Genomic DNA, 17,708 nt, shown 5'->3' with positions numbered 1-17,708 from the left:
CTCCATGGCATTCATTGTTAAGCGAACGCTGCGCAGCAACTGCCGCGGCGTCTCGAATGCACGCAAGTGTGCTTCCAGTCGTTTCGAAAGTCATTCTGGGGTTTTCACGAATTTGTACCAACTAGTTAGTTCACGTACAGTGCGGAACGTCCAGCACCACACCCAAGCCCATGCAGAACCGCCCTTTCCCTTGTGCCGACGCACCGCTGCAGCGTTCGATCGCTACGGTTTCGATCAGCGGCACGCTGGTCGAAAAGTTGCGGGCGATTCAGGCCGCCGGATTTCGATGCGTCGAAATCTTCGAGAACGACCTGCTCTACTACGACGGCACGCCGGACGAGGTGCGGCGGATTTGCGACGATCTGGGGCTCCGAATCGCGCTCTATCAGCCGTTTCGCGACTTCGAGGGCGTCGATGCCGAACGGCTTGCTCGCAACGTCGAGCGCCTGAAGCGCAAATTCGAAGTGATGCATGCGCTCGGCACCGATCGCTTGCTCGTCTGCAGCAGCGTGGCCGCGGACACGATCCGCGACGACGCGCTGATCGCCGATCAACTCGCGGTGCTGGCGCAGCATGCGCAAGCGGCCGGGGTGACGGCATGCTACGAAGCGCTGGCTTGGGGCCGGCACGTCAAGTCGTATCGCCACGCGTGGCGGCTCGTGGATCGCGTGAACCAGCCGAACCTCACGCTCGCGCTCGACAGCTTCCATACGCTGTCGCTCGGCGAATCGCCGCAGGACATCAAGGCGATTGCCGGCGACCGGATCGGGTTCGTCCAGATTGCCGACGCGCCGCGCATGGACATGGATGTGCTCGAATGGAGCCGTCACTATCGCTGCTTTCCGGGGCAAGGCGAATTCGGTTTGGCCGAATTCGCCGCGTGCGTCGTCGCGAGCGGCTATCGCGGCCCGCTCTCGCTAGAAATCTTCAACGACGGATTTCGCGGCGCGCCGCCCGCGGCGACGGCTGCGGACGGATATCGGTCTCTCCTGCTGCTGGAAGAGCAAGCGCGTGGAGTGTTGGGCAGCCCGGGCGCTTCCGACGACGGTGCATTGCCGCTCTACGCGCCGCCCCCCGCGCCCGCGCATCTCTCGACGCAATTTCTCGAATTCGCCGTCGATGAGGCCTCGCGCAAGCCGCTCGTCGAATGGCTCGACAAGCTGCGGTTTCGGCGAGCGGGCCGGCATCGATCGAAAGACGTGACGCTCTATCGGCACGGCACGGCCGCGATCGTGCTGAACGCGGAGCCGGATTCGTTCGCCAGCGCGTTTTTTCAGCAACACGGGCTGTCGCTGTGCGCCTCCGCATTTCGTCTCGACGATGCGCGACTGACGCTCGAGCGCGCGGCGGGCTTCGGCTACGCGCCATTCTCGGGCCGCGTCGGCCCCAACGAGCGCGTCGTGCCCGCCGTTCGCTCGCCGGACGGCAGTATTAACTACTTAGTGAATGAAACGTCGGGGCAGCCGACGTTGTTCGAAGCGGATTTCGTGTTGACCGATATCGACGGGCCGAACGAGGTAGGGCCGCTCACGGGCATCGATCACATTTGCCTGGCGTTGCCGATGGGCGCGCTCGATAGCTGGACGTTGTTCTTGAAGGCTGTGTTCGGCCTCCACGCTTCGCCTGGCGTGCTCGTGCCCGATCCGTACGGTCTCGTGCGCTCGCGGGCGTTTTGCAACGGCGATCGTTCGCTGCGCATCGTGCTCAACGCATCGGTGGATCCCCATACGGCGGTCGCGGAAGCGGTGCACGTCTATCACGGGTCGGGGCTCAACCACGTCGCGTTCGGCACCGATGACATTTTTCGCGCCGCGGTCGAGTTCAAGGCGGCGGGATTGCCGCTCTTGCACATTCCGCGCAACTACTACGACGACCTCGAAGCGCGCTATGCGCTGCCCGAATCGCTGCTCGCGCGATTGCAAGCGCATGACTTGTTGTATGACCGCGACGAGCTCGGCGGCGAGTTCATCCATGCCTACACCGAAACCCTCGATCACCGCTTCTTTCTCGAGATCGTCGAACGGCGCGGCGGATACGACGGCTACGGGGCGCCCAATGCGGCGGTGAGGCTGGCGGCCCAGGCGCGGCGTCGCCGGGACAACGCCGCGACATAGCCGCCGCCGAACATGCCGCTCGGCGATGGCGCGACGCCGAGCCGGCCGGTTTCAATTCGCTTTATCACAGAGACCGCGAGTGCAACTCGCGGCGATGACCCTTGGAGATCGGAGAAGACGCTCGATGAAGACTTACAGCACACAAATCGGCCGCTTGGCGGCTGCAGTCGCGGCACTCGCATGCGCACCCGCATTCGCGCAGAGCAGCGTGACGCTCTACGGCGCAGTGGACGACGGCGTGGCCTACGTGAACAACCAGAGGGGCCATTCGAACGTCTATCTGCGGCAGGGAAATCTCTATGCCTCGAAGTTCGGGCTGCAAGGCAAGGAGGATCTCGGCGGGGGAACGCGAGCGATCTTCGATCTGCAGAACGGTTTCGACCTCAACACCGGGGCGCTGTCCTCGGCCGGTTTGATGTTCAATCGGCAGGCCTACGTGGGGCTCCAAAACGACCGGATCGGAACGTTGACCGCAGGCCGCCAATACACGCCTTATTACATGTTCGTCGGCCCGCTCACCGGTAGCTCGTGGCTCACGGGGGCAACCGGCGCTCATCCGGGTGACATCGACGGGCTCGATACGACCGTGCGGATCAATAACTCGTTGGTTTATACGTCTCCGAGCTGGGGCGGCTTGCAGGCGAGTGCGATGTATGCATTGGGCGGCATCGCGGGCAGTACTGGAAAAGGGCAGACCTGCAGCGGCGCGCTCCGTTATATGACCGGTCCGGTCACGCTATCGCTCGGCTACTTGCGCATGGACAACGCGCAGCAGACGACCGGCTTCGATCCCGCATCGACCGGCAGCTTCGGCACGTCTGCGCTGAATGCGGGCTATGTCTCGGCGAAGGCGATCCAGCACATCGCGGCGGCCGGCAACTATACGCTCGGCAATCTCGTGCTCGGGCTCTCGTATTCGAACGTCGAGTATCAGGCCGGCTCGCGTTCGCTGTTCGGCTCGACGGCGGTTTTCAATACCTACGCTGCGCTTGCGAGCTATCGGTTCACGCCCGCGTTCGACGCCGGTGCCGGCGTTGCATTCACGGCAGCATCGAAGGCCAACGGCATCAGCAGTGCCGCGCGCTATCAGCAGTATTCGCTCAAGGAGGCGTATCACCTGTCCAAGCGCACGACGATCTATGCGCTGCAGGCGTATCAGCACGCTACCGGGCAGACGCTCGGCAGCGGCGGGACGGGAAACATCATCGACGCGGCGCCCTCGGTAGGCGATTCGCAAAACGGAACGCCTTCGTCGACGCATTCCCAGTTCGTCGGCATGGTGGGGATTGCGCAGTTGTTCTGATCCTCCGAGCATTCTGGCGGATGAAGGATTTCCTTACATGGGTGTGAGGAAATCCTTCGTGTCGCGAATGTGACGGGAGTGGCTGGAGTGGCTGGGGGCGCCTGACAATACGATCAAAAAATGCCCGCCATAGACAATTTTTAGGCTCATTTTGCCTCGGGGTCCTCAAGTTCCTGTTGCGAACGGTCGTTATTACCAATGTAGTGCGTTCGCTTTTCAACCGCCACATCTTGGCTATTGGATCTTGGAGACCCCCCGCAATGCTCGGAACCATTCGCGGCCGAATCTTGGCGACCTGCGTCGCAATCGTCGTGACGGCGCTCGCCGTGACGGGCGGCCTCATCTACTACGTCGTGAAGATTCATAACGACGAGATCATCGACCAGAACTTCCAATCGATTTTGACGGGCCACGCGCTCGCCATCGACGGATGGATCGAAAGCCGCACGCGCGAAACGCAAGCGCTGGCCGATACGATCACGGTCGGCGAGGGCGACCCCTTGCCGGCCCTCAAACTGCTGGCGAAGTCGGGCGGCTTCGAAATCATGACGCTCGGCCTGCCGGACAAAACGGCGTTCTCGAACGTGCCGCTCAAGTCGGATTACGATCCGACCGCGCGGCCCTGGTACAAGCAGGCCGTCTCGGCCGGCCATATCGTCGTGACCGCGTTGTATCGCGATGCCACGTCGGGTAAGCCGGCATTCGCGTTCGCCGTGCCCATCATCCGTGACGGCAACGTGAAAGCCGTCATGGCCGCGAGCCTGTTCATGCAGAGCGTCAGCGAGATCGTGACGGCCGTGCACCCGACGCCCGCGAGTTTCGCTTTCCTCGTCGACGAGAAGGGTGAAGTCATCGCGAGCGCGAAAACGGATCTCATCATGAAGCCGGCCACGGAGATGGCCCCCGAGCTGACGCCCGATGCACTCAAGGCGATGCAAGGTGCGTCGGCCTCGGTTGCGGTGCGCGTCGACGGTGCGGTGAAGCTGCTCCGAGCTCAGCCGATCAAGGGCACCGATTGGAGCCTCGTGCTCGCGCTGGACAAATCGGATGTGACGGCCGGCATGCGGGCGGTGGCGACGACGACGCTCGTGGCGATCATCTTGGTTGCGCTGATTTCCGCCGCGCTCATCGGGGCACTGACGAACGCGGCGTTCAAGCGCATCCTGCTCGTGCGTGACGCGTTGACCGACGTGTCGAGCGGCAGCGGCGACCTCGCGCGGCGTTTGCCCGTCAGCGGCAACGACGAAGCATCGCAAATTGCGCACGCGTTCAATCTTTTTGCCGAGAAGATCAGCGAGATTTTGCGGCACATCCGTGATTTCAGCGAATCGGTCAACGTCGCGAGCGCCGAGATTGCCCAGGGCAACCAGGATCTGTCGAGCCGCACGGAGCAGGCCGCTGCCAATCTGCAAAAAACCGCCGCCGCGCTCGAAGAGATTTCGGGAACGGCGCGCAACTCCGCCGACGCAGCCACTCAAGTCAGCCAACTCGCGGAATCCGCTTCGACCGTCGCGGTGCGGGGCGGTGAGGTAGTGAGCGACGTCGTGTCGACGATGGATGCCATCACGAAAGCATCGACGGAGATCGCCAACATCATCGGCGTCATCGACGGCATCGCCTTCCAGACGAACATCCTAGCCCTGAACGCCGCGGTCGAAGCGGCTCGCGCGAGCGAGCACGGACGCGGCTTCGCCGTCGTGGCCGGCGAAGTGCGCGCGCTTGCGCAGCGCAGTGCCCAAGCGGCCAAGGAGATCAAGCAGTTGATCAGTTCCTCCGTCGAGCGCATCGAGGCCGGGTCGTCGCTCGTGCAGACGGCTGGGGCAACGATGGATGAGATCGTCGAAGGCGTGCGCGGGATCACGAGCGTCATCGGCGAAATCTCCGTTGCCGCGACCGAGCAGAGCACGGGCCTCGGGCAGGTGAACCAGGCACTCGCGCAACTCGACAACACGACGCAGCAAAATGCGGCGCTCGTCGAGCAATCGGCCGCCGCCGCGCAAATGCTGCGCGAACAGGCCGCGAAGCTTGCCGCGGCCGTGGGCGAGTTCAAATTGTCGGCTTGACGGGGCATGCGCTCGTACCGGTGCCGGCGGACTTCGCACGGTACGCAGGGCGAGCGCAAGCATCCACGCAGCGCACATCGTGCGCTGCCGCCCCTGCCGCACTGCGTATAGGGGGCGGGCTAGAAGCTGCTGCAAATCGCAAGTGCACGCGCGCCATAAGGAAAACACTCGGAAGCGATGCGGCACGAAACCGACCCTAGATGTTGCGAGGTTCTCGCAGAACGGGCATATTGCACGTAATCTTTGTGAAAGCGGCCGTCCGTTGATTGGAAGGACCGCTTCGCGTCGGGCCGTCATTCGGCGCTGAATCTTCAAAAAAGTGTCACACGTGGGGCGACGCATGAGTTGGGTCGTTCGCCGAACCATTCGGGGATGGTTTGCTTGCCTACGTGCGGGCGATACGGTCACGCCCGTGGCCGTCATATTTTTCTTGCTTTGTTTTTTTTGGACGGAAACGCTGGCCGATTCGAGCCCACCGCATAAGGCGGTGTTGCGCGTGCTGGCATGGCCCGGCTACGCGGACGACGATTGGGTCAGCGCGTTCGAAAAGCGCTTCCACGCCAAAGTCGAAGTCACATTCGTCGATTCCGACGAAGCGTTATGGACTCGGATGCATAGCGCGGTACCGCCGCCGTTCGACGTTCTGGCGGCCAACACCGCCGAGATCGCGCGTTACGCGCGAGCCGGGCTGCTGGCGTCGCTCGACCTATCGCTCGTTCCGAATCGATCGCACCAGCGGGCGTACTTTCGGCAACTCGATGCGATAGGCGGGCTCGTCAATGGAGGCGACGTCTACGCGATTCCATTCACGTACTCGTCGATGGGATTGATCTATGACCGCAAGCAGATCTCGGCCGCGCCGCATTCGATGCTCGCGCTGTGGGATGCCCGCTTTCGGGGCAAAGTGCTCGATTTCAACAGCGCACAGCACAATTTCTCGTTTACCGCACTGGCGCTGGGCTATGCCGATCCGTTTCATCTAACGCCGGCGCAGATGAAAATCGTTGCCCGCAAGCTCGTGGAATTGCGGCGCAATTTGCTCACGTATTACACGCTGCCCGAGGAGGCAACGGCGCTCTTCGTTCAGCACCACGTCGCGCTGATGTTCGGCAATTACGGCACGCAGCAAGTCGAGTCGCTGCGGCGCGCGGGTGTGGACGTCGGCTATGTCATCCCGGACGAGGGCGCACTCGCCTGGCTCGATTGCTGGGCCATTACGCAAGGCTCCGGGAATCGCGAACTCGCCTATGATTGGATCAACTTTATGCTGCAGCCGGCGATCGGTACGTCTCTTACGCAGCGGCAAGGGCTCGCGAATACCTTGACGCCCGCGCCCGGCGAGCCGAGCCGCCGCGGGCGGCAGCATCTCGTCTGGCTTCAGCGCGTCGAGAGCACCGGGCAGCGCGAAGCGCTGTGGCAGCGGATCGAATCGGGTGATCGCCCGGGGAGCTTTTCGCCATGATCAAGCTCGGTTTGACCTCGAGGCTGTCGATCTTGCTCGTCTGCACCGGCGTGGCGGCTTCGGGGGCGACGGGTTACTACGCCTATCGAGCCAATCGCGCGATGATCATGCAGGAAGCCGAGCGCAGCCTGTTGACCTCGACTCAGTTGCTGAGTCAACGATTCACGGCCGCGCTGGGCGACGTGGCGGACGACGTGCTCGTGCTCGCGACGGTGCCGTCGGCCGCCGCGGTCGCGCGCGGGGATACTCCTGTCGGCGGCGGCAGAGAAAGGATCGAAGAGGTCTTTCTCCAGTTTGTGACGCATCACCCCGAGTACCTGGAGATTCGCCTCATTGCCCGCTCCCGCAACGGGCTCGAGCGAATTCGCGTCGTGCGCGGCGAGCAGGGTATCCGTGCCGTTCCCGAGCGTGAATTGCAGGAGAAAGGGCAGTTTCCCTATGTGTTCGATACGCTGACGACGATGGACGGCCACGTTTATCTCTCGCCGATCGGCCTCGAGTCCGAGCCGGGCTGGGACGCGGGCAAGCTCCGGCCGGCGATGCGCGTCGCTGCGCCGATTACCGACGCGAGCGGAGACAAGGTGGGCGTATTGGTCATCGATCTCGATCTGACACAGGTGTTTCAACGGCTCGAACGCGACTTGCCGCCCGGCTACCTCGTCTATCTCGCCAACGAGTGGGGCGATTTCCTCATTCATCCCGATGCGAGCGAGACGTTCGGCTTCGAGCGCGGACGGCGCTTTTTGATGCAAACGAGCTTTCCCGCCACGCGCGGCCTGTTCGATGGCGGTCGGGAAAACGTGACGTTCGACGGGGCCGCGCACGCGGACAAGGTGCCGGCCCAGGCCTTCGCATTCGTGCGCTCGCCGTTCGGAAAGGTCGATGGCAACCGCTTCATCGTAATCGGTCTCGGGCGATCGCTGACGAACGTGCTGTCCTCCGCGCACGCGCTCGGCGATGAAATCGTCCGCATGGTGTTGATCTCGAGCGGCGTGGCGATCGTGCTGGCCATGCTGTTCGCACGCGCGTTGGCTCGGCCGCTGCGCGCGCTGACCCGTGCGGCGACGCACGTGTTCGACGACGCCAACGTCGAGCGGCTGCCGGTCTCGCGCTCGGACGAAATCGGCGTGCTCGCCCGCTGCTTCGACGGCATGCGTCACGAGATCCGGTCGCAAATGAAGACCCTGCGCGTCAAGCATCAGGAGTTGACGCATCTCGCGGAGCACGACACGTTGACGGGCCTGCCGAACCGCATGCGGTTCATGGAGCAGTTGGAAACGGCGATCGGACGGGCACGCGTGAGCGGGGAGCGGTTGGCCGTCATCTTCATCGACCTCGACGGTTTCAAGCAAATCAACGATCGATTGGGGCACTCCGCCGGCGATCGCACGCTCGTCGTCGTCGCGCAACGAATGCGAGAGGCGCTGCATGACACCGACATCGTGGCTCGCCTGGGCGGCGACGAGTTCATCGTGCTCGTCTCCGGTGCGCGATCGCCCGATGCGATCCGCGAGACGGCGGATCGTGTCCAGGCTGCCTTGCGCGACACGGTGACACTGGGCGCCCATCAAATGACGGTAGGCGCGAGCATGGGCATCAGCGAATTTCCGATCGATGGCGACGATGCGGAGGAGTTGCTGGCCAAGGCCGATGCGGCGATGTACGCCGCCAAGACATCGGCGCATTGCCGGCATCTTCGTTATCAGGAATTGACGGCGAACGAGCCGTCGGCGCAATGCGACGGAATCGGTCGCCTCGCGTGACGGGGTGACCGTACCAATGCGCTCGGTTCGAAGTTTGCTTGCCGGGTAACCGCGATCGACTCGATCGTTCAAGGGGCCAGCTATGTTTGACGAAAATGACGGCGCACTGCTCGAACTTTTTCTCGGCACGAAGCTGCCCTGTTGGCGCTTGCGCAGCGACAGCAACGCATTGGAGCTGGCTGCCGTTCCGGGCCGGGCCAACGTCAGCGTTGCGCTCAGTGCCGAACAGGCAAAAGAGATCCGTGCGCTGACGGGCGCGACTTCGCATCTGCGGCTCGATCTGTCGCTCTACGGCCAGACCATCACGCTTCACCTCGTCGGCAAGAAGATCGATGCGTGCGATTGGGCGGGGACGGCGTCGGACTATGCGGATGCGCCTTCCGTCGCGGAGGCACTATCGACAGGGCTGGCCTCGGCCGAGCAAGTCGTATCGGAAGTGAATTCGCTCGTCGTGATTCTCGACCGAAACGGCATCGTGCAGCGCTTCAATCGGATGTGCGAGGAAGTCACGGGCGCGCGCGAGGTCGACGTCATCGGCAAGAGCGCGTTCGACATGTTCATGAGCCAGGATCAAGGGCAGCAGTCGCGCACGAATATCCGGCAATTCTTCGAGCGCCGGCAATCGTTCGAGGTCGAGCGGGTCGTCAACACGATCAGAGGGCCGCGGCTGTACCAGTTCCGCAATAAGTTCGTCCGCAGCGGCAGCGGGGTGGAGGAAGAATTCCTCATCTGCTCGGGCACGGACATCACCGAGGAACGCGATGCGCAGCGGCGCTTGAAGGAACTCGCTTCGACCGACGTGCTGACCGGCCTCATGAATCGCTATGCGATCAACGCGAAAATCGAGGCGGCGCTCGAGCATGCGCAACGCGACTCGTCGCGCGTGCTCGGCATCGTGTTCCTCGATCTCGACAACTTCAAGCGCGTCAACGATCACTATGGGCACGTCAACGGCGACCGGCTCATCAAGCGCGTGTCGGAGATCGTGCGCGAGTGCTTGCCCGATGGCGCCATGCTGGCGCGCCTTGGCGGCGACGAATTCTTGATTCTCGTCGATCCATGCACGCAAGCGCAGCTCGAGACGCTCGCCGAAACGATCATCGATCGTCTGCGTGCGCCGATCCATTTGGAATTCATGGACGTGTATTCGAGCTGCTCGATCGGCATCGCGCTTTACCCGGAGCACGGCAAGACGCTCGAGGCTTTGATTTCGCACGCGGATACGGCGATGTATGCGGCCAAGGAAGCGGGCAAGCACACCTATCGCGTCTTCCTGCCGGAAATGAACCAAAAGGTGGCTCAATACATTTGGCTCGATACCGAGCTCAGAAAAGCGATAGAGGAAAAGCAGTTCGTGTTGTTCTACCAGCCGCTGATCAACCTCTGCACGGGGCGCCTGCACAGTGTCGAGGCGTTGATCCGTTGGCGTTCGACGAGTCGTGGCTTGGTTGCACCGTCGGAGTTCATTCGGTTCACGGAGGAGTCGGGCCTCATCATTCCGATCGGCCGATGGCTGATGCAGGAGGCGGCATGGCAGGCGGCGCGGTGGCTCGAGAGCGGGCTCGACATCCGGATTTCCATCAACGTATCGGCGCGTCAGCTGCGCGACACGGCTATCGTCGATCAGCTGCGCGAACTCGTCGAACAAGGCGGCGCGAAGCGCACGATGATCGACATCGAATTGACGGAAAGCAGCTTCATCGAGGACGAAAAAGCGGCGATCGAGCTGATGCGGCAGTTCAAGCAATTGGGCGCACGGATTCTGCTCGATGATTTCGGTACCGGATATTCGTCGCTGTCGCAATTGACGCGGCTGCCGATCGACGTGATCAAACTCGACCGCAGCTTCATCACCGGCATCGATCAGAATTTTCAAGCGCAGTCGCTCGTGCGCTCGGTCTTGGGGCTCGCGCGGGCCTTCGGGTTCACGGTCGTGGCCGAGGGCGTGGAAACGGAGCGTGAAGTGCAGTTTCTAAAGGACATCGGCGTCGATTACGCGCAGGGCTTTTACTACGCCAGGCCCATGGCTGCCGATGCATTCGAAGCTTGGCTCAACGATAAGAAGAAGCTCAGGCTCATTGCCTGACCTTCTTCTTGAACACGCTAACTGCGCTTAGTGCCTATCGCCCGGCATCGCCGTTCACGGCACCGCTTTCAGCTTGGACACTCGCCGGTTCTGCAATACGACGAGCCGCTCCATGAACGCGATGTCTTTTTCTTCGAGATTGAAAGCGGAGTGCACCCAATCTTCGGTGATGTCCATCAGTTCGGACCGTGAGAGCGGCAGCACCCGTTGACGCGCTCTGAGCATCGCGCGCGTGCCGTTGAGCACGGGCTGCATGACGTCGATGAACGTTCGCGTCGCCAGCGCGGCTTCCTCGGCGTCGAACAGTCCGTCGACGAGCCCGCGTTCCCCGTGCCATTCGGCAAACCGCGATTCGCCCGTGCTGATCAGCGTTTCCGCGACGCTTCTGCTCGATTTGCGCGCGACGAGCGAATATCCGCCCATGCCCGGAAACAGATTGAACGCGATTTCCGGAAAGCCGAGTTTGGCGCCTCGTTGCGCGAGCACGTAGTGGTGCGCGAGCGCAGCCTCGAAGCCGCCTCCGAGCGCGCTGCCTTCCACCATCGCAATGGTGACCGCGTCGGTGCCGAAACCGTTGTAGATCTCCCAGACGCCGTCGATGCACGAGCGCGCATACGCCATGAGCCGGTCGCGTTCGCCTTTGCGTATCGCGTCGACGAAAAAGCTCAGATCGCCTCCGACGTTGAAGATCTCGGGCACGAGCGAGCCCGTGACCCAGAAGTCGAACCTGAGCCCCGACTCGCGAGCGGCGCGAGCCAAGCGAATGATGTCCGATACCAGTTGCTGATTGAAGCAAGGGCGCGGCTCCGAGCGCAGCATCATCCACATGGTGTGTCGGTCCTCTTCGTAATATGCCGTGAGTTGACTGAATTCGCCTGCCTCGTGGAACGGCCGGCATGCCGAGTTGATGTCGAATCGCATGTTTTTCCTTTGCTTGTGTGGCGTTGGAATGCACCGCGCTCGAAGATGCGCGCGCAACGATGCACGCGCGGCTCGAGGCGCCATCGATTTTGCGTGACGTCACTCGTTTGCCGGGGGGAGTCAGTGAAAGTCCGGAGCTACGCAATCGATTGCGCGCCTTCCGGGCGCTTTGCCGTCGTTTTTCCGCCGCTTCGCTCGGTCTTCCGTAAAACACTTACACTATGGTGTGCGGCGGCGCGGGGTAGCCGAGTACTCGAAAACGAAATTGGCGAGCGCCCGTGAATTTGCCGATGGAAAAAAACCACGTACGGGTAAAACGAATGACAGCATCGACGAAGGGTTTGCGGCGGGCCGAAGTCTGGTATCAGCGCGCGCTTTGGGTCATCGCCATCGTGTTCGCGAATTTCCTGATCGGTCTCGGCGGAAAGGTCGTCGATGATCTTCCGCACGTCGAGCAAGCGCCGAATCGCGATGCGTTCATCGACCACCGGGCGAGCGCGCCGCTGCAAGAGCGGCTCTCGAAGCTGCAGGCCGAGTTGACCGCGAATGGCGATGCAACGGACCAAGCTGCGCTGATGTTGACGGCCGCGCAGCACGATACGCAGCAGGCTCGCGAGGCGTTCCGCACGATGATCGCGACGCGCCATGCGACCGCCGACGCGGAGCAAGATCCTGCGGTGATGTCGCACGCGCAAGCGCTCGAGGCAGCCACGCAGCGCGAACGGGCGGCGCAAGCGAAGATCGATGCGCTGAAGCAGGACGAGCTTAGCCTGACTCGGGAGCGTAGCGGCGTCGCACAGGCGCTCGCCGTGCTGGACGCGCAGGCCAACGAGCGTTATCAAGCCGTGCAGCGCAAGGTGGAGTTGCGCGTATTCGGGATTCGCTTGCTCTTTACGCTGCCGTTGTTGCTGATCGCTGCCTGGCTATTCGCGAAGCAGCGCAAGAGCCGTTATTGGCCCTTTGCATGGGGATTCATCTTTTTCGCATTGTTTGCGTTCTTCGTCGAACTCGTGCCGTACTTGCCGAGCTACGGCGGCTATGTTCGCTATACCGTCGGAATCATATTGACCGTGCTGCTCGGCCAATATTCGATTCGCGCACTGGCGCGGTATCTCGAACGTAAGCGCGCGCAAGAGCTGCAACCGGGATCGGCACGGCGCGAATCGCTCGACTTGATCAAAGCCTACGCGCGGGTCACGGCGAAAGTATGTCCAGGCTGTGAGAGAACGATCGATACGTCCGATCCGAATGCGAATTTTTGTCCGCATTGCGGGATCGGTGTGTTCAACCTCTGCCCGCATTGCCGTACGCGCAAGAATGCGTTCAGCCGCTTCTGTCATGCGTGCGGGCAGGCGGACGGCGGTGACCCGGAGGCGAGCCCCGCCTGAAGTGCAGGGGCGCCGCGACGGCCGGCGCGCAGGCACGAGACATGCTGTCCCGCTCATGCGTTCATTCCGTATCGACCGATCGAACCGCATGATAGGCGCCTTGCAAACGGCGAGGCCTGGGAGACAAGTCATGGCCGACCTCAACGCACCCCTCACGTCCGCGGCGTTGCCTCGAGAAGACATCGTCGCTTGGCAGCCGCACGCCGCGGTCGTTTCTTGGAGCGCCGTGTTCGCGGGCGCCATCGCAGCCGCGGCGTTCGGGCTGATCTTGCTGGCGCTCGGCACCGGCCTCGGGCTCGCGGCGCTTTCGCCGTGGCGGGCGGCCAGCGCGAGCGCGTTCGGCTTTGCCGCGATCATCTGGGTCTGCGTGACGCAAATCCTCACGTCGGGCCTCGGCGGATATTTGGCCGGCCGTTTTAGGCATCGCTGGCCGGCCGTCGATGCCGACGAAGTCTACTTTCGCGATACGGCACACGGCTTTCTGGCCTGGGCGCTCGCGACGCTCGCGACGGCAGCGCTCGTGGCCGTCATGCTCCCGCTAGCCGAGCAGGCCGGGGTGCGCGCCGCTGCGAAGGCGGCGTCGTCCACGTTCGCGCTCGACCGCGGCGATGCCCGAGCCGCGATGGCGCACTGGCCCGTCGGCTACTACGTCGACTCGCTGTTCCGCCGGCCGGCTTCGTCGTCCGGCGCGTCGTCCCGGACCGAGCCGTCCGGCGCGCCGGCGATTGCGACGCCGGAATCGAATGCCGCCGCGAGCGCGGTGTCGAGCGCATCGTCGCCCGCCGCGGCTTCGCCTTCCCCTGCGGCCAATTCGAATGCAGGCGCGGTTGCGAGCGTCGCATCGGGCACCGTCGTCAACCCCGTCTCCACGCCGTCGGTATTCACGACCGCCGCTGCCGAGCCTTCGCCGGAAGAGGGCGGCCCCGTGGCGGCGGGTGCGCCGCCCAAAGCCGAGGTGACGCGTATCTTTCTGAACAGCGTTGCGACGGGCGATGCATTGTCGGCCGCGGACGTCGCCTACGTGGCGCGCATCGTCTCCCGATACACGGGGTTGGCTCCGCAAGCCGCGCAGGTCAGGGTGGCGGCGACTTACGGGCAACTTCAGCAAAAGGTCGCCGCCCTGCAAGGCGCGGCGAAGGAGGCGGCCGATCGCGCGCGCCGCGCGAGCGTCTTCGCCTCGCTCTGGCTATTCGTCTCGCTGTTGCTCGGCGCGTTTTCGGCAAGCCTCATGGCGATTTTCGGCGGACGCGTCCGCGATGTTTGACGGCCTGCCGTCAGGCTGCTCATGGCCTGCCGTCAAGCCCGATCTCGGCGATCGCGGACGCTGGCTCATAAGGCTCGATTCCGCGATCTCCATTCACGACCGACCTAGGAGGGACCTATGCGCTCGATCCTGCTCTATCTGCTCGGTGTACCGATCCCGATCATCATCTTGATCGCCTTGCTTTATCACTGAGCCTGCCATGTTCGCCGGCGCCGCATGACCGATGGGACGGCGACGGCGGCACCCCCGAATTTCACGGTTGCTCCGGCTCCTCGGTCAGCTGCTTTTCGAGGCTCATGAAGATACGCCGCGTTTGCCCCTTCGCATGCAGGGCGAAGAGCAGCAGCGATCGGCCCGTGACTTGGTACGTGTCGCCGGATTCGAATTCCGGCAACTCCTCACGCACCGGCACGTTGGTATCGATGAGGCAGCTCCATTGATCGCTGCCCGGAATATCGGGCAGCTTGAATTCCACGACGTCGTGATGTGCGTTGAGCACGATCAGCAGTGTCGCATCCGAGGCAGGGCGACGAATGCCGCTCGTTTGTGCGCGGCCATCGATGAGCAGGCCGAAGCAGCGCATCGCCGGGTCGGCCCATTGATCCTGCGTCAACTCGGTGCCGGCCGGGCTCATCCATCGCACCTCGCATAGTTGCTGCCGTTCGTCGAATTGACCGGTCAAGAAGCGATTCCGGCGCAGGACCGGCAGCGTATGACGCAACGTCGTCAGCTTCACGACGAATTCGGTCAGCGCTCGGCCGTCGTCGCCGATTCCGGCCCAGTCTACCCAACTGATCTCGTTGTCCTGGCAATAGGCGTTATTGTTGCCGCGTTGCGTGCGGCCGAACTCGTCTCCGGCCACGATCATCGGTGTGCCCTGCGAGAGCAGCAGCGTTGCGAGCAGGTTTCGCTTTTGCCGTTCGCGCAGCGCGCGGATCTGCGCGTCGTCCGTCGGCCCTTCGGCACCGCAGTTCCAAGACTTGTTGTCGCTATGGCCGTCCTTGTTGTCTTCGCCGTTCGCTTCGTTGTGCTTATCGTTGTACGAAACGAGGTCGTTCAACGTAAAGCCGTCGTGCGCGGTGACGAAGTTGACGCTGGCCCATGGCCGGCGGCCACGCCGATTGAACTTGTCGCCCGATCCGGTGATTCTGCTCGCCAGATCGGGGGCCATGCCGTCGTCGCCTTTCCAGAAGGCACGCACCGTGTCGCGGAATCGGTCGTTCCATTCGGCCCACCCGGGCGGAAAGCCGCCGACTTGATAACCGCCCGGGCCGCAATCCCAGGGTTCGGCGATCAATTTGACGCTCGATAGCACGGGGTCTTGCCGGCAGCTATGGAGAAAGCCGCCGCCCTCGTCGAATCCATAGGGCTCGCGGCCGAGAATCGTCGCGAGATCGAAACGGAAGCCGTCGACGTTCATCTCGCTGACCCAATAGCGCAGGCTGTCCATGACCATCTGCAGCACGCGCGGATGCGAGAGGTTCAGCGTGTTGCCCGTGCCCGTATCGTTGATGTAGTAGCGCTGCTGATCGGGCAGCAGGCGGTAATACGAGGCGTTGTCGATGCCGCGGAACGAAAGCGTGGGGCCGCGTTCGTTGCCTTCGGCCGTGTGGTTGTAGACGACGTCCAGAACGACTTCGAGATTCGCGTCGTGATAGCGGTCGATCATTTCCTTGAATTCGGCGATCGCGCCGGCTTTGCGCGCGAAGAAGCGCGGATCGGCGGCAAAGAAGCCGATCGTGTTGTAGCCCCAGTAGTTCGTGAGGCCTTTGTCGAGCAAATAGCTGTCGTTGACGAAGGAATGGATCGGCATCAATTCGACTGTCGTAACGCCGAGATGCCGGATGTAATCGATCACTTCCTTTTGGCCAAGGCCTTCGAACGTGCCGCGCAGCCGATGCGGCACAGCCGGGTGCCGTTTCGTATAGCCGCGCACGTGCAGCTCGTAGGCGATCGTGCGGTCCCACGGCACGCGGGAGGACTTCGGATGGGTCCAGGAGAAGTGTTGGTCGACGACGACGCATTTCGGCACGAATGCGGCGCTGTCGCGTTCGTCGAAAGTCAGATCGTCTCCGTCGGCGCCGATCGTATAGCCGAAGATTGCCGGGTCCCATCTGAGGTCGCCGACGTGAGCCTTCGCGTAAGGATCGAGCAGCAGCTTGTTCGGATTGAAGCGATGACCGGCTTCGGGCTCGTAGGGGCCGTGCACGCGATAACCGTAGACGGCGCCGGGTTCGAGGCCAGGCACATAGACGTGCCAGACCTCGTCGGTATATTCGGGCAGCTCGATGCGGTCGAGTTCGCGTTGGCCGTTTTCGTCGAACAGACACAATTCGACCTTCGTGGCATTCGCGGAAAACAGGGCGAAATTCACCCCCGATCCGTCCCAAGCGGCGCCTAGCGGAAATGGAAGCCCTTCGGCGATCGACGTGGTATTCGGCATGGCGGCCCTCGGCGGTTTGATATCGGCGCGAGAGCGGCGCAAAGTTCGTTCCTGGGGTGCGGGACGAGGTTTCCGATGTCGATCGTCAGGCTCGTTTCGCCGGTGTCGTCAAGCCTTCGCCGTCGATCGGCGGTGCCATTCGGCGAAATCGATGCGGCCGAGGCGGGCTTGTCCCAGCGGCACGAGCGACTGCTCTTCGACTTTCCCACCGAAATAGAGCGCTTCGGGATCGCATATCACTTCGCGCGAATCGCCGACGGCCTTCAGATAGCGCGCGATGATCTCGTTGAACGGCGCACGCTCGGGGCCGGCGATTTCGATCGTGCCGTTTCGCGGCTCGGCGAGCGCCGCCTCCGCAACCGCCGCGGCGACGTCATCGGATGCGATCGGCTGGAACAGACCCGGCGAAACGCTCACCGTCTTGCCGTTCGTGCACGAATCGGCGATGCCGCCGAGGAATTCCATGAACTGGGTCGCCCGAATGATCGTATAAGGCACGCCCGAGGCCTTGATCAGTTTTTCCTGAGCCACCTTGGCGCGAAAATAGCCATTGTCGGGCGTGCGATCGGTGCCGACGATGGACAGCGCGACATGGTGCTTGACGCCTGCTTCGGTTTCCGCTGCGAGCAGATGGCGCCCGGAGGTTTCGAAGAACTCGAGCACGGCCTTGTCTTCGAACGAAGGGGAATTCGATAGATCGACGACGACTTGCGCGCCGGCCAATGCTTCGCGCAGCCCCTCGCCCGTGATCGTGTTGACGCCGCTGTTCGGTGAAGCGGCGACGACGTCGTGTCCGCCTTGGCGCAAAATCGAAACGGCTTTCGAGCCGATGAGGCCAGTACCGCCGATGACGACGATCTTCATGATGCATCTCTCCATGGTTCGTTGGCGGTAACGCACC

Annotated in this window: 11 protein-coding genes; 8 read left to right on the top strand and 3 right to left on the bottom strand. The window is 62.9% G+C overall.

Going from position 1 to position 17,708, the window contains the following annotated elements:
- The first annotated feature begins 206 nt into the window (after positions 1–206).
- The 6 genes from ACTHNZ_RS06970 (at position 207) to pdeR (ending at position 10,791) form a co-directional block, all read left to right on the top strand.
- Positions 207–2,114, top strand: coding sequence for a bifunctional sugar phosphate isomerase/epimerase/4-hydroxyphenylpyruvate dioxygenase family protein (locus tag ACTHNZ_RS06970; protein WP_440541808.1), 1,908 nt, complete (start codon positions 207–209; stop codon positions 2,112–2,114).
- Positions 2,115–2,238: 124 nt separating this feature from the next.
- Positions 2,239–3,417 (top strand): porin, encoded by a 1,179-nt coding sequence (locus ACTHNZ_RS06965; RefSeq protein ID WP_440541770.1) that lies wholly within the window; start codon positions 2,239–2,241, stop codon positions 3,415–3,417.
- A gap of 260 nt (positions 3,418–3,677) precedes the next feature.
- On the top strand, positions 3,678–5,480 hold the full coding sequence (locus ACTHNZ_RS06960) for a methyl-accepting chemotaxis protein (RefSeq protein ID WP_440541769.1): 1,803 nt from the start codon (positions 3,678–3,680) through the stop codon (positions 5,478–5,480).
- 340 nt (positions 5,481–5,820) lie between these two features.
- Positions 5,821–6,942 (top strand): extracellular solute-binding protein, encoded by a 1,122-nt coding sequence (locus tag ACTHNZ_RS06955; protein ID WP_440541768.1) that lies wholly within the window; start codon positions 5,821–5,823, stop codon positions 6,940–6,942.
- Entirely contained in the window at positions 6,939–8,705 is a 1,767-nt protein-coding gene (locus tag ACTHNZ_RS06950; protein ID WP_440541767.1) for a diguanylate cyclase domain-containing protein, read from the top strand. The genes ACTHNZ_RS06955 and ACTHNZ_RS06950 overlap by 4 nt, the downstream gene beginning before the upstream one ends.
- Before the next feature lie 82 nt (positions 8,706–8,787).
- Positions 8,788–10,791 carry a cyclic di-GMP phosphodiesterase gene (pdeR, locus tag ACTHNZ_RS06945; protein ID WP_440541765.1) on the top strand — a complete coding sequence of 668 codons (2,004 nt, stop codon included), beginning with the start codon at positions 8,788–8,790 and terminating at the stop codon, positions 10,789–10,791.
- Between the two features lie 54 nt (positions 10,792–10,845).
- On the opposite strand, the gene ACTHNZ_RS06940 is transcribed toward pdeR, so the two are convergent.
- Positions 10,846–11,712, bottom strand: coding sequence for a crotonase/enoyl-CoA hydratase family protein (locus tag ACTHNZ_RS06940; protein ID WP_440541764.1), 867 nt, complete (start codon positions 11,710–11,712; stop codon positions 10,846–10,848).
- A 320-nt stretch (positions 11,713–12,032) separates the two neighbouring features.
- Here ACTHNZ_RS06940 and ACTHNZ_RS06935 point away from each other — a divergent pair, with 320 nt between their 5' ends.
- Together ACTHNZ_RS06935 and ACTHNZ_RS06930 are read left to right on the top strand one after the other, a co-directional pair.
- Positions 12,033–13,100 carry a serine endopeptidase gene (locus ACTHNZ_RS06935; RefSeq protein ID WP_440541763.1) on the top strand — a complete coding sequence of 356 codons (1,068 nt, stop codon included), beginning with the start codon at positions 12,033–12,035 and terminating at the stop codon, positions 13,098–13,100.
- Positions 13,101–13,230: 130 nt separating this feature from the next.
- A complete protein-coding gene (locus tag ACTHNZ_RS06930; protein WP_440541762.1) occupies positions 13,231–14,364 on the top strand; it encodes a hypothetical protein in 1,134 nt (377 codons plus the stop codon).
- A 253-nt stretch (positions 14,365–14,617) separates the two neighbouring features.
- On the opposite strand, the gene glgX is transcribed toward ACTHNZ_RS06930, so the two are convergent.
- The gene (gene glgX, locus ACTHNZ_RS06925; RefSeq protein WP_440541761.1) at positions 14,618–16,807 is read right to left on the bottom strand and encodes a glycogen debranching protein GlgX; all 2,190 of its coding nucleotides are present in this window, start codon (positions 16,805–16,807) and stop codon (positions 14,618–14,620) included.
- Positions 16,808–16,915: 108 nt separating this feature from the next.
- Positions 16,916–17,671 carry an SDR family oxidoreductase gene (locus ACTHNZ_RS06920; protein ID WP_440541760.1) on the bottom strand — a complete coding sequence of 252 codons (756 nt, stop codon included), beginning with the start codon at positions 17,669–17,671 and terminating at the stop codon, positions 16,916–16,918.
- Positions 17,672–17,708 lie beyond the last annotated feature (37 nt).

Source organism: Trinickia sp., assembly GCF_051953955.1.
GTDB lineage: Bacteria > Pseudomonadota > Gammaproteobacteria > Burkholderiales > Burkholderiaceae > Trinickia.
This window is presented reverse-complemented; position numbering and strand designations above follow the sequence as displayed.

What these genes read in the sequence shown, in the direction of transcription:
- ACTHNZ_RS06920 (WP_440541760.1), bottom strand. Translation starts at nt 17,671, where the DNA reads ATGAAGATCGTCGTCATCGGCGGTACTGGCCTCATCGGCTCGAAAGCC.
- glgX (WP_440541761.1), bottom strand. Translation starts at nt 16,807, where the DNA reads ATGCCGAATACCACGTCGATCGCCGAAGGGCTTCCATTTCCGCTAGGC.
- ACTHNZ_RS06960 (WP_440541769.1), top strand. Translation starts at nt 3,678, where the DNA reads ATGCTCGGAACCATTCGCGGCCGAATCTTGGCGACCTGCGTCGCAATC.
- ACTHNZ_RS06950 (WP_440541767.1), top strand. Translation starts at nt 6,939, where the DNA reads ATGATCAAGCTCGGTTTGACCTCGAGGCTGTCGATCTTGCTCGTCTGC.
- ACTHNZ_RS06965 (WP_440541770.1), top strand. Translation starts at nt 2,239, where the DNA reads ATGAAGACTTACAGCACACAAATCGGCCGCTTGGCGGCTGCAGTCGCG.
- ACTHNZ_RS06935 (WP_440541763.1), top strand. Translation starts at nt 12,033, where the DNA reads ATGACAGCATCGACGAAGGGTTTGCGGCGGGCCGAAGTCTGGTATCAG.
- pdeR (WP_440541765.1), top strand. Translation starts at nt 8,788, where the DNA reads ATGTTTGACGAAAATGACGGCGCACTGCTCGAACTTTTTCTCGGCACG.
- ACTHNZ_RS06930 (WP_440541762.1), top strand. Translation starts at nt 13,231, where the DNA reads ATGGCCGACCTCAACGCACCCCTCACGTCCGCGGCGTTGCCTCGAGAA.
- ACTHNZ_RS06955 (WP_440541768.1), top strand. Translation starts at nt 5,821, where the DNA reads ATGAGTTGGGTCGTTCGCCGAACCATTCGGGGATGGTTTGCTTGCCTA.
- ACTHNZ_RS06940 (WP_440541764.1), bottom strand. Translation starts at nt 11,712, where the DNA reads ATGCGATTCGACATCAACTCGGCATGCCGGCCGTTCCACGAGGCAGGC.